The organism is Brachyspira sp., assembly GCF_029258575.1.
Taxonomy (GTDB): Bacteria; Spirochaetota; Brachyspiria; order Brachyspirales; family Brachyspiraceae; genus Brachyspira.
Genome location: NZ_JARHYI010000154.1, coordinates 63188 through 76012 on the forward strand (window position 1 = coordinate 63188; position 12825 = coordinate 76012).

Sequence of the window (12825 nt, forward strand, 5' to 3'; positions counted from 1 at the left end):
AAAAACTCCAAATCATTAGAAATTTTTAATTTTCTAAATCTTTATACAATTTATCTATTATATCATTATCAATAGTTTCATCAAATTTACGCGAGAATATACACTCTCCCATATAGCCCTTTATATTATTATAATCATCAATGGTAAATGTTTTTGGAGAAGAACTTTTTTCATAAGCCCAATATAAATACCTTAAATTATCATTTATGCAGTTATTCTTTAATTTACTATTAAGAAGTATGGACTGAAAGAAAAACTCATCACTACCCCAAACATTTTTAAATTGTTTTATAAAATGTTTATTTTCATTTAAATAATCTAATATATATTTAATTGCTAAATTTGTTAAATTCCACCAAGATGACCCATAATATATATTATATTGAATGTGTTTGTTCATTATTTTTAAATCTGATACAAAATTTCTAATAGAACTATGTAATAATTTTCTACTAAAACCTTCAAAATTATAATACAAAATTCTATCATAAAGCTCAATATTAAAAACTTTATTATCCTCTAAACTATTAACTTGTGAATAACTTATATATTCTTTATCAAAATTTCTATCAAAAAAATCATTTATATACTCATTATTTTTTAAAGGTATATCTTGTCCACTAATAAAACAATATCTATCATAATTATTTTTTACCGCTTCTTTAAGTAATAATAATGTTGAAATAATTTGTGTAATTTCAGCATAACACACTCTAATTTTTTTATAAATTCTCACATTATCAAAAGAGGAAATATCAATGTTACTATTTTTATCAATATGTACATAAACATCAAAATCTTTTTTAAGATGATTAATCAATCTCATTAACTGATTTTGATTTTTATGTGCTAGTATCAAAAAACAAATTTTACTCATTGATATCCTCATATAATTTATCTATTATATCATTATCAATAGTTTCATCAAACTTACGGGCAAATATATTATTATTGATATTATTTTTAATACAATCATAATCTTTAATTTTTAAATTTAAAGGTGCTCCTCCATTCCAAACAATATATCTTAAATTATCATTTACACAATTATCTTTAAATGGACTGTTTAATAATATAGACTGAAAAAAAAACTCATCACTTCCCCAAGTATAATTAAATCTCTTAAGAAAATTTGGATTATTTTCATCATAATCCAATATATATTTAACAGCATTATTTGTTAAATTCCACCACTGAGATCCATAATATATATTTTCTGGAGTAGTTCGTTTTATAATAGCTAAATCTGATAAAAACTTCCTAATCTTTCTATGTAAAATCAATCTGTATAATTTTCCAAAATTATATGTATTTAATCTAAAAGACATTTCATTATAAATATGATCATTATTTCTTATATTTTCATATGATATAAATTCTTTATCCTTATGAATATTAAAAAAATTTATTATTTCCCTATTAGTTTTTAATGGTATATCCTGACCGCTTATAAAAAGATATCTGTCATGATTATTCTTAAAAGCTTCTCTAAGTAAAAATAAAGAAGCTTTTACTAAACTTATATCTCCATGATATGTTACCATTTCTTTATAAATTTTAACATTATCAAAACTTTTAATATTTACTTTACTCTTTTTATCTATATGCACATAAATATCAAAATCTTTTTTAATATAATTAATTAATCTCATAATTTGATTATGATTTTTATGTGCCAAAATTAAAAAACAAATCTTACTCATAAATTAAAATTTTGATTTGAACTCTTCTATGATTTTATAAAGTCCGTCTATATCTTCTATATCTTTTTTCTCTCTAATATCATCAAGTATATTCTGTTTATCTGCTCTCATATACTGAAGTAATCTCCATTCAAATTCATGAACTCTATTAACTTCAATATTATCCAAAAATCCTTTAGTAGCAGCAAATATAACAATAACCTGTTCTTCAAAAGGTATAGGACTATATTGTTTCTGCTTTAAAAGCTCAACCATTTTAGCACCTCTATCTAATTGTGCCAAAGTAGCCTTATCAAGACCAATACCCAATTGAGAGAATGCCTCTAAAGATCTATAGGAAGCAAGATCAAGTCTTAAAGTACCAGCAACCTTTTTCATAGCTTTAGTCTGAGCATTTCCTCCTACACGAGAAACTGATATACCTACATCAATTGCAGGACGAACCCCGCTCATAAATAAACTAGTAAGCAAATATATCTGTCCGTCAGTAATAGAAATAACATTAGTAGGAATATATGCTGATACCTCATTATCCTGAGTTTCTATAATAGGAAGTGCTGTTAAAGAACCACCTCCCAATTCATCGCTAAGTTTAGCTGCTCTTTCAAGAAGTCTTGAATGCAAATAAAAAACATCTCCCGGAAAAGCCTCTCTTCCCGGAGGTCTTCTCAAAAGCAAAGAAATTTGTCTGTATGCATTAGCCTGTTTACTTAAATCATCATATATAATCAAAGTATCTTTTTTCTGCTCATACATAAAATATTCAGCCATAGCACATCCTGCATAAGGTGCTATATAAAGAAGAGATGCAGAATCTGATGCAGTAGCTGCCACAACTATAGTATATTCCAAAGCTCCATGCTGTCTTAAAGTCTCAACAACGCCAGCAACCGTAGAAGCCTTTTGACCTATAGCTACATATATACATATAACTCCAAAATCCTTTTGATTGATTATAGCATCAAGAGCTATTGAAGTTTTACCAGTACCTCTATCTCCAATAATGAGCTGTCTTTGTCCTCTTCCTATAGGAGTCATAGAATCTATTGCTTTAACACCTGTTTGAAGAGGCTGTTTTACCGCCTGTCTGTCAGCAATACTAGGAGCTGGAAATTCTATCACTCTTTTTTTATCAGTATTTATTTCCCCATGTCCGTCTATAGCAACACCTAAAGGATTAATAACCCTTCCTAATAAAGCTTCTCCTACAGGAACTTCTAATATCCTTTTAAGTCTGCTTACCTTACTGCCTTCTTTAATTCCATAATAATTACCTAAAATTATAGCCCCTATAGTTTCTTCCTCTAAATTGAAAGCAATTCCAACAGTGCCACTTTCAAATAGTATCATCTCATTGGACATAACATGCGGAAGTCCTATAATCCTAGCTATACCATCTCCAACCTCTACAACCACTCCTACTTCATTAGGTGTAAAATCAGCTTTATAATTCTTAATCTCATCTTTAAGAACCGCTGCAATTTCACTAGCTTTTATATTCATAACATTTCCCCATTATCAATTATTCTCAGAAACAGAAGATTTTAATTCAGTAAGTAGCCTTCTTACACTATAATCATAAACAACATCTTCTATTTCTATTACAACCCCACCTATAATATTTTTATCTATACCATAAGTAAAATGTACATCTTTATCCGAAATCATTTTTATAATATGATCTCTAAGTTTTTGCATATCATCTGTATCGCTAATATCAGATGCAGTTGTAATTTTTACTACTATTATATTATAATACTCATTACATAGGTTTTCATATTCTACTATTATAGCGAATAAAATATTAATCATATCCCTTTCTATTAAGATAGAAATAAGATTAAATGTTTCTTCTGATATATTACCCGTATATATTTTTTTTAATATACGCATTCTTAAATTACCATCTATAAAACTAGATTTAAAAAATTCATATATATCATTATCAACAAGTAAAGAAGAGTAAACTATATTCAAATCACTTTTTACAGTTTCTATTTTACCGCTATCTGAAGCAACATCAAACATAGCTTTAGCATAGTTTTTGGCACTAGATTCATTCTTTACTATACAAGTAAATCTACTTGCTTTTTCTCTGGTAATCTCTTTAAGGATCTCTTTTTTGAGATCTCCTAAAATATTATCAGCAATAGAATCCATATTAACTCCTATAATGTTTATTTAATTACCATATGTAAATTTGTTTTGTAGTAAATCTATTTGTTTTTTTATACTGTAATCATAAACTATAGAACCGATATAAACTATTATTCCGCCTATTATACTCTCATCGATAAGAGTTTCACATGATATTTCATTATTAGAAAAACATTTAATAGTTTGAATAATATCTTCTTTTGTTTTATTATCGATAGGACCTGCAGTAACTATACGCACTCTAATTATATTATTATAATCATCTGCTATTTCTTTATATAGCTCAGTAATATCAGGAAGTACATCTATACTGTCATGTTCTGTTAATATAGATATAAAAGTATAAGTTTCTTTAGAAAGTATTGGTTTTAGTCTTTTATCTATCAATTCTTTTTTATATTTTTTTGAAATTAATTTATCAAAAAAATATTTTTTAATTTCATCATCTTGAAATAATTTTGAACATTCTGAAAGCTCATTATATATTTCTTTAATCATTCCAAGATCTTTTGCTATATCAAATATAGCATTGGCTGTTGGTTTTAATATTTGTAATTTATCACTATCTTTCATAAAATCATCTACTTCCTAAATACTAAAAAATTAATATTAATCATTTTTTAATATCTTTATTTACATTATTAATAAATTCATTAATTAAAGCCTGATTATCATCTTTATTGATGTTTCTTTTCAAAATAGTTTCAGCCATAACAACCGCAATATCTAAAGCCTCTTTCTTTACACTATTCATAGCTTCTTCTTTAGATCTATCTATTTCAGACATAATTTTATTTTTATTAACATCAGCCTCTTCTCTAGCATTATTAATAATTTTCTCTCTTACCCTATTAGCTTCAATTCTAGCATTTTCTATGATAGCACTAGCCTCAGCCTTGGCATTATCGATTTGCTCTCTATAAGCTGCTAAAGATTTCTTTGCATTTTCCCTAGTTTTTTCAGCTTCTTCCAAATCTTCCTGTATCTTATCAGCACGTGCATTCAACCCTTTTAATATGATCTTCCAAGTAGAAGCTCCTAATATAGCAAGAACTAGTAAAAATGTGACCCAAGTCCAAATAATAATACCTGGATCTATTTTTAAAAGTGCCATAATTCCCCCAATTTTTTATTATTTTGTAAATAATGCAAGAATACAAATAACTAAAGCAAATAAACCAACACCCTCTATAAGTGCGGCTGCTATAAGCATAGCCGTTTGTATTTTACCAGAAACTTCAGGCTGTCTGGAAATACCTTCAACTGCTTTTGAACCTATAAAACCTATTCCTAAACCAACTCCTATAGCGGCAAGTCCTGCTCCAATTGCTGCTCCTAATATAGAAAGTTCCATTTTTTCAATCTCCTTTTATTAAAATTTTTTTAATTTATTATAATTAATGCTCATCACTAATAGCAATTCCAATATAAACTGCAGATAATAATGAGAATATGTAAGCTTGCAAAACTGATACAAACATTTCAAGCACATATATAAAACCTAAAAACAGCACTGCAAAAGGCGAAACCAATAATGTTCCAGACATAATAATTAAATACGGTATAACTATCATCATAATATGTCCGCCTGTTATATTTGCAAATAAACGAATAGCAAGAGCAAATGCCCTATTAAATAAAGTAATAAACTCTAATACCCATATTATAGGTATTAATGGTATTGGAAGACCTTTAGGTACTAAAGATACCCAATATTTAATAATACCTTTCTTTTTTATACCAGCAACAACATATACGATAAATACTATTATAGCTATCGCAGATGTAAAACCTATATTTGCTCCAAGTCCTCCTGCCAAATATGAATAATGTCCGTCCTCTGTAGGAAATTTAATAGCGGCTGGAATAAGTCCCAATATATTAGAAAATAATACAAATAAAAATATTGTCATACAAAAAGGTACATATTTCTTACCTTCTTCTCCCAAAGTAGCACCTATAACATCTTTATTCATATAATCTATAATACCTTCTAATATACTTTGCAAATATGTAGGTCTTTTAAAAGGACATTTCAATTTATGTGCCAAATATTTCATACTTAAAACTGATAATATACCAGCTAAAGTTACTAATATAATATGCTTTGTTATTTTTAAATCAAAGTTTATATAATTTCCGACATTAATTGGAATTGTAAAAAATGGATGAGCTGTATTATCTGTTATCTCTTCCATTATAAAATCATTTATATTTTCAGCACCGTAGAGAATATTAACTGAAAATAATGAACTCAATATCAAGGTTAATACAAAAAATTTTCTTAACCAAATTAATCCTTTAATCATAATTAATAATTACTACCTTATATGTAAAATAATAAACTCTTTCACTTATTTTAAATAATTTTATAACTATTAAATAAAAAATCAACTATAATATTGTATTTTATTTTTTTATTTTAGTTAAAATTTAATCTAAACTTATAGTTAACTAAAAATTTTCCAAAGCTTCTGTTTCGCTTGTAAATATAGGAAAAAAACTATTTATTTTAGTAAGTTCGAATACTTTTTTCACAGGATCTGTAACTTTTACAAAACATATCTTACCATTTACCTTTTTAAATACTCCAAGTGCCGAAATAAATATGCCAATTCCGCTACTGTCTATATAATAAACATCCTCCATATCCACTATTATCCTCTTTGCCCCAAATTCTATTTGAGAAAAAATAGAATCTTTCAAATCAGATGAGCTATAAACATCAATGTCCCCATCTAGCTTTAATACAACTGTATTATTTTCTAACTCTTTAATATTTACTTCCATAAAAAACTCCATTTTCAAATCATATTGAAGTTACATAATATTTTAATATTAACCTAAATAAAAATATTTACAATAGTCAATAACAAATATTTTATGTATTAAATGTATTATATAGAACAACTTTTTTATAGAGTTTAATTAATTGTATGAAAAAAATGTAAATTTTACTATACAAAATATATTGACAATAAAAAATAATTATAATAATATTTACTTCACAAATAAAAATGACATATATGTCGTTTTTATTTTTCTATTAATTTTTCAAATAGAGGTGACAATCAAAAAAACAATGCCAAAAGTAAATCAAGAATATTTTGAGAACAAAAAAAGGATAATACTAGAGGCAGCGATGAGAGTTTTTCAAAGAAAACCTGCTTATAGTGTAACTATGAAGGATATCATTAAAGAATCGGGTTTAAGTCAAGGAGGTGTTTACAAATATTATTCAAATATAGATAAGATAGTAGTATCACTTTTAAATACTAGCGATATTCCTGTAAATCCTAAGGAACTGCTTAATATATATGAAGATGATCCTGAAAAGGCTATATTTGAGCTATTTGATGCTTTTAGACAGTTTTTTTTCATAACTGCAAAAGAATTTGGAAAAATGATGTTTGAATTACAGGCTTTTTTCTTTAATAACAAAGAAAGACTTCAAACATTCAAAGATAATATAAATAAAAATCTTATACTTAATTATTGGTTTGTGGAGTTATTAATATTTATAGATGAAAAAATTGATGAAAAGTATTTTAAACCAATAATAAAACCTCATGATATTTACATGCAAATGATAGTAGCAGTTTCTGGAATAGGAAATGAATTGATACTCAATAAATATTATGATTTGGATAGAAAACTATACTATTACAAAGGCGAAGAAGACAAAAAAGATTTGGATGTAGATTTGGATAGTTTGATTGATACTCTATATAAAACATTATTGCTTTTACTTGGAAGTCAAAATGTTCATAAATATAGTTTCAAAAATTAACTACTATTCAAATAATTAATTTAAGAATATTATTGATTGTGATAAGGAGAATAAATGAAAATAACTATAAAAATAGCTTTATGTTTAATAATATCTATCACTTTTTTATACGGACAAACAAATACATTAACATACGCTACTTATATGGAAGCTATAAGAGATCAAATACCTGAATTAAAAATAAATGCTGTAGGTGAAACTAATGCTGAAATGAATTTACTTAGTGCAAAAAGTTCAGGAGATGTAAATTTATCGGCTAAGCTTGGGGCAGTAGGTAAATATGGAAGTTTATCAGCAGGAACGACATCAACAACAGTAGCTCCTACAGTGGAAGCTGCAGGAATACAGGCTGGTATAGGTGTAGGTTCTTTAATATCTTATAGCGGAACTATATGGTCTGTTAATTTAACTCATAATTCATTTATGGGAGGAAAATTATATTATCCTGGAAAATCGCCAGTAGATTTTAATAATTATCAGCCTTCTCTTACTATACAGGTTATTCAGCCTTTATTAAGAAACTTTTTTGGTAGTTTAGACAAATACCCTATAAAAGATGCTGAATATGCACTAACTATAGCAAAATTGCAAAGGAAATTAGACGATGCAAGCGTTGTAGTGGCATATCAAAAAATATATTATCAATGGATAATGTATGAAAAACTGCTTAATTACTATAGAAATATGTATATAACAGCAAAACGTTTTGAAAATCAAATGAGAAACAAATATAGTAATGGTCTTATAGATAATGATGCATATCAAAATGCAAGAACTCAAACTATGGTATATAGTGATTATTATGCTAAAAATAAGGTTTTCTTAGAGAGCCTTTTGGCAACTATAAGCTTTTTTATGCCTGTAACAAATATAAAACCAGATCATACTACTTGGGATGCATATTTAGATTTGGGAAGCAATATGCAAATGGAGTCTGTAAGTTTTTCTGACAGTATAAATGGACAAATAGCATATCAGTCAAAAATAAGAGCTGAATATACTCTCGAAACTATGAAAAATGGAACATTACCTAATTTGGATTTGGTAGGAAATGTTAGTTTGAATGGACTTAGCCCTAATAGTGACGGATATTTTCAGTCTTTTGGAAGCATGACTAATGTTGATTTCTTTGCAGGGGTACAATTCTCTTACCCTATAGGAAATAGAGCCAATAAAGCACAGTATCAAATGGCTCAAAACTCATTATACGGGATAATAGCTCAATATGATCAATTAGAGAAAGATTATAATACTCAATTACAAACATATATTTTAAGATTTAATGCTTATAAAAATTTAATATCAAGCAAACAAATGCAGATAAGAGCAATTAATTCGAGAATATCAACTCAGCTTCAAAAATTAGATCAAGGGCGTTTAGAGATTGATGACTTACTCACTTCAAGATTAGATTTAGTTGCCTCACAAACTGAACTTCTTAATCTTCAGTATGAGTTTATAACAACTATATTTGATTATAGGGCTTTGCTTGCAATAGATTATGAATGATTTATTTAATATTAAAAATAAATAGTGCAGAAGTTTTTAATTATTAATCTAGAATTTAGTTAAAATAAAAACAGGAGATTTAGCAATATATGGAAAGAATTATAGTATTTTTTGCCAAAAAAACGATGCTTGTTAATATAATAGTAATGGCGATATTATTTGTAGGAGGATACTACTATTTTAATTTACAAAAAGAATCTATTCCTTCTACAGATTTAGATAAAATGCTTATAGCAGTAACATATCCCGGAGCAACTCCGCTAGATGTAGAGCAGAATGCTGTTATACCTATAGAAGAACAATTACAGGGAATAGCTGGTATAGATGAATATGAAGCTACAATAATTGAAAATATAGCTATTATAATACTAACATTAGATGAAACTTTACCAAACAGACAGCCTGTTAAAGATGAAGTATTCAGACAAATGCAGAATGTTCCAGATTTATCGACTGATGTTGAAGAGGTTACAACTTATGACTTGAACCCTAATAAAAGGTCTATATATACTTTAGCTGTGCATTTTAAAGACGGTATGACTGGCGATGAAAAAGAATTATTCGATGTAAGTAAAATTCTTGAAAATGAACTTGTAAGACTTGAGGGAGTTGGTGAAATTAGAGTAGATGGAAGAACCGATCCTGAAATAAAAATTTATGTAGATCCTATAAAAATGCAAAAGAACTATATAGCTTTAAGCGATGTAGTTAATGCCCTTAGCGTAAGAAATGTAAGAGCTACAAGTGGGGATATGGAATCTAAAGGAAAAGAGAATACTGTTGTAACTTACGGAGAATTTGAAGATCCATTAGAGGCAAGTAATGCCGTTATACGATCTACATTCAATGGTCAGAGAGTGAGAATAAGCGATATAGGACATGTTGAATCAGGATTTGAAGAAAAAACTGTAAACATGAGAGTAAATAGAACTCCCGGTTATTCTTTATCCGTTGTAAAAAATGAAAATGCGGATATTCTTAAAACTATAGATGTAGTTAATAAATATTTAAGAGATAATGCTGATTTAATTCCTGAAAATATTCAAATTACCGCTATGGGAGATAATTCTAGAACTATAAAATCTCTATTAAATATAGTAACTTCAAACCTTATACAAGGATTTGTAATCATATTTATAACTTTGATTATATTCTTAGATTTCAAAAGTGCTATGTTTACAAGCTTGGGTATGATACTTACAATGTTCTCTTGTTTTATATACATGCAGGTAACAGGAATTACTTTTAATATAATGTCATTGGCTGCTATTATTACAGTATTAGGTATGATAGTAGATAACTCAATAGTAGTATCTGAAAATATATTCAATTTTAAGCAGGCTGGATATAAAGGACTTGAAGCTACAAGACTTGCCGTTTCCGATGTTGTAATGCCTATGCTTGCATCTACTCTTACAACGGTTGCCGCATTCTTCCCAATGCTTACTATAAGTGGTATAATGGGTAAAATATTGAATATTTTTCCTAAAATCGTTATATTTACACTTGTTATGAGTATGATTCAGGCAATATTGATACTTCCTAATCAATTGCAGGATAAAGAAGATAAATACGAATCATACAAGCCTCCTAAAAAGAAAAGGAAATTTAAAAATCCTCTTGATTTCGACAAAGATGCTTTATTTGATAAAATGAAAATACCTTTCGGTGCTGTATTAGAAAAATTAATAAATGTAAGATATATAGTTATAGGTTTCTTTATAGCGATGTTTATAGCTTCAATATTTTTAGCACAAAGCAGCTTAAAAAACTTCGTATTGATATACGATACAAGTGAAGATACCATAGTTATAAATATAGAAATGCCTACAGGAACTACTAAAGAGGTTACAACAAAAGAGATTACAAAAATAGAAGATGCAATATCTAAAGTTGTTAAACCTGAAGAATTAGTATCTATATATTCACTTGTAGGTAAGCAAGTTGACCAAGAAGTAGTTTCAGAAGAGAAAGGAAGTTTGGCTGGTATTATGGTTTATTTGGTACCTGCTGCTGAGAGAGAAAGAACTGCTGATGAACTTGTAGTATTAATCAATGATGAATTGGATAAAACTGATATAAGAGAAACTGTTCCAGTATTTAGTATGAATACTAAAGGTTCAGTTGATCCAGGAGATGCTGTTGATATAAAAATAGTTGGTAATAAAACTGAATTAGTTAAACAGGCTAAAAATGAAATAAAAGAGTTTTTAGCTACTATTCCTGGCGTTATCAATATTGATGATGATGATAAAATAGGTAAAGAAGAATTAAGAATCATACTAGATTATGACAAAATAGCAGAACTTGGTGTTGATGTTGCTACCGTTGCTAATGAAGCTAGAACAGCTTATTATGGTACAGAGGCTACATATATACAAGAGCTTGAAAATAAATTAAATTTCAGAGTTGTATTTGATGATAAATATACTTATGATGTTCAGTATTTAACTAATCTTCTAATACCTAACTCAAGCAGAAGACTGCTTTATCTTCATAATTTAGCTAAAATAGAAACTGCAAATGGACTTGCAACTTTAAAGCATTATAATGGTGAGAGAACAATAAAAATAACAGCTGGTATAGAATATGGAAAAAATACTTCTCGTAAAGTTATGAGTGCCGTAAAAGAGAGATTTAAAGATTTCCCAAAACAGTATAGAGGATTAAAATTAGAATTTGGTGGTGAAGCTAAAGAAACAATTAAAGCATTAAAGCAGTTATTATTTAGTTTTGCTATGGCATTCATATTTGTATATATTGTATTATTATTACAGTTAAACAGATTTATACAGCCTATCATGATTATGATAATCATTCCATTTGGTTTGATAGGTGTATTATTAGGTTTCGCTATTCATAGAATGCCTTTATCATTTATGGGTGTTGTAGGTATCATTGGTTTGGCTGGTGTTGTTGTAAATAATGGTATCATACTTGTTGACTTGATTAACAAACTTATAGATGAAGGTGTTGAGGGAGGTAAGAAAGGTGTAGCAAAAGCCATTGTTGAAGGTGCTAAACAAAGACTTCGTCCTGTATTCTTAACTACTGTTACTACAGTTGTAGGACTTTTACCTACTGTTTATGGTATAGGAGGAAGAGCTGATATTATTATTCCTATAGTTATGGCATTGGCTTATGGTCTTTTATTTGCTTCTTTACTTACACTCATATTCTTACCTTGTATGTTTATGATTATGTTTGATTTAAAATTGATAAAAATTCCTCCAATGAAAAACCCTTCAAAGGAGATTACTACTACAATAACAACTACTAATTAATACATGATTTATACTTAAAATATTTTAAGAAGTTAATAGATAAAATGTCTATTAACTTCTTTCTTATATCTTTATTTTATTTATAACTGTTGACAATTTTATTATTTAAATCTTAATTGAATTGTAATATATATAAATTATAATATAATAAGATAATTATGATAAATATAGAAAATAAACTTTTAGAAAATAAAAAATTTATAGATTTATTTGCAGGAATAGGCGGATTTAGAATAGCTTTAGAATCTATAGGAGCAAAATGTGTTTATTCAAATGAATGGGATAAATTTGCAAAAGAAACATATTATAAAAATTTTGGCGATATTCCTGATGATGATATTACTCAAATAGATGAAAAACTAATACCTAAACATGATATACT

General features: G+C 27.5%; 13 protein-coding genes. 4 read left to right on the forward strand and 9 right to left on the reverse strand.

The genetic code is table 11. From position 1 onward, the window contains the following. Positions 1-25 precede the first annotated feature (25 nt). The 9 genes from Q1J76_RS12325 to Q1J76_RS12365 form a co-directional block, all read right to left on the reverse strand. Complete coding sequence (locus Q1J76_RS12325) at positions 26-877, reverse strand: beta-1,6-N-acetylglucosaminyltransferase (RefSeq protein WP_300370945.1); 852 nt, start codon at positions 875-877, stop codon at positions 26-28. Beyond that, positions 870-1703: a beta-1,6-N-acetylglucosaminyltransferase gene (locus Q1J76_RS12330; RefSeq protein WP_300370948.1), complete on the reverse strand. Its 834-nt coding sequence runs from the start codon at positions 1701-1703 to the stop codon at positions 870-872. The genes Q1J76_RS12325 and Q1J76_RS12330 overlap by 8 nt, the downstream gene beginning before the upstream one ends. 3 nt (positions 1704-1706) lie before the next feature. Next, the gene (gene atpA, locus Q1J76_RS12335) at positions 1707-3206 is read right to left on the reverse strand and encodes a F0F1 ATP synthase subunit alpha (protein WP_300370951.1); all 1500 of its coding nucleotides are present in this window, start codon (positions 3204-3206) and stop codon (positions 1707-1709) included. A 15-nt stretch (positions 3207-3221) separates the two neighbouring features. Beyond that, positions 3222-3863 carry an ATP synthase F1 subunit delta gene (gene atpH / locus Q1J76_RS12340; protein ID WP_300370954.1) on the reverse strand — a complete coding sequence of 214 codons (642 nt, stop codon included), beginning with the start codon at positions 3861-3863 and terminating at the stop codon, positions 3222-3224. Between the two features lie 21 nt (positions 3864-3884). Beyond that, positions 3885-4433, reverse strand: coding sequence for an ATP synthase F1 subunit delta (gene atpH / locus Q1J76_RS12345; protein ID WP_300370957.1), 549 nt, complete (start codon positions 4431-4433; stop codon positions 3885-3887). 40 nt (positions 4434-4473) lie between these two features. Further along, complete coding sequence (gene atpF / locus Q1J76_RS12350) at positions 4474-4974, reverse strand: F0F1 ATP synthase subunit B (RefSeq protein ID WP_300370960.1); 501 nt, start codon at positions 4972-4974, stop codon at positions 4474-4476. Positions 4975-4992: 18 nt separating this feature from the next. After that, positions 4993-5214 carry an ATP synthase F0 subunit C gene (atpE, locus tag Q1J76_RS12355; protein WP_300370963.1) on the reverse strand — a complete coding sequence of 74 codons (222 nt, stop codon included), beginning with the start codon at positions 5212-5214 and terminating at the stop codon, positions 4993-4995. Positions 5215-5257: 43 nt separating this feature from the next. Continuing rightward, positions 5258-6169 carry a F0F1 ATP synthase subunit A gene (gene atpB / locus Q1J76_RS12360; RefSeq protein ID WP_300370966.1) on the reverse strand — a complete coding sequence of 304 codons (912 nt, stop codon included), beginning with the start codon at positions 6167-6169 and terminating at the stop codon, positions 5258-5260. 145 nt (positions 6170-6314) lie between these two features. Next, positions 6315-6650, reverse strand: a complete 336-nt coding sequence (locus Q1J76_RS12365; protein ID WP_300370969.1) for an STAS domain-containing protein — start codon at positions 6648-6650, stop codon at positions 6315-6317. Positions 6651-7002: 352 nt separating this feature from the next. Between Q1J76_RS12365 and Q1J76_RS12370 the strand changes: the two genes are divergently transcribed. The 4 genes from Q1J76_RS12370 to Q1J76_RS12385 form a co-directional block, all read left to right on the forward strand. Next, positions 7003-7650, forward strand: a complete 648-nt coding sequence (locus tag Q1J76_RS12370) for a TetR/AcrR family transcriptional regulator (protein ID WP_300370972.1) — start codon at positions 7003-7005, stop codon at positions 7648-7650. Positions 7651-7704: 54 nt separating this feature from the next. Next, entirely contained in the window at positions 7705-9159 is a 1455-nt protein-coding gene (locus tag Q1J76_RS12375) for a TolC family protein (protein WP_300370975.1), read from the forward strand. Between the two features lie 89 nt (positions 9160-9248). Continuing rightward, a complete protein-coding gene (locus Q1J76_RS12380) occupies positions 9249-12443 on the forward strand; it encodes an efflux RND transporter permease subunit (RefSeq protein WP_300370978.1) in 3195 nt (1064 codons plus the stop codon). 158 nt (positions 12444-12601) lie between these two features. Further along, the coding region (locus Q1J76_RS12385; protein WP_300370981.1) for a DNA cytosine methyltransferase at positions 12602-12825 on the forward strand (224 nt) is incomplete at its 3' end.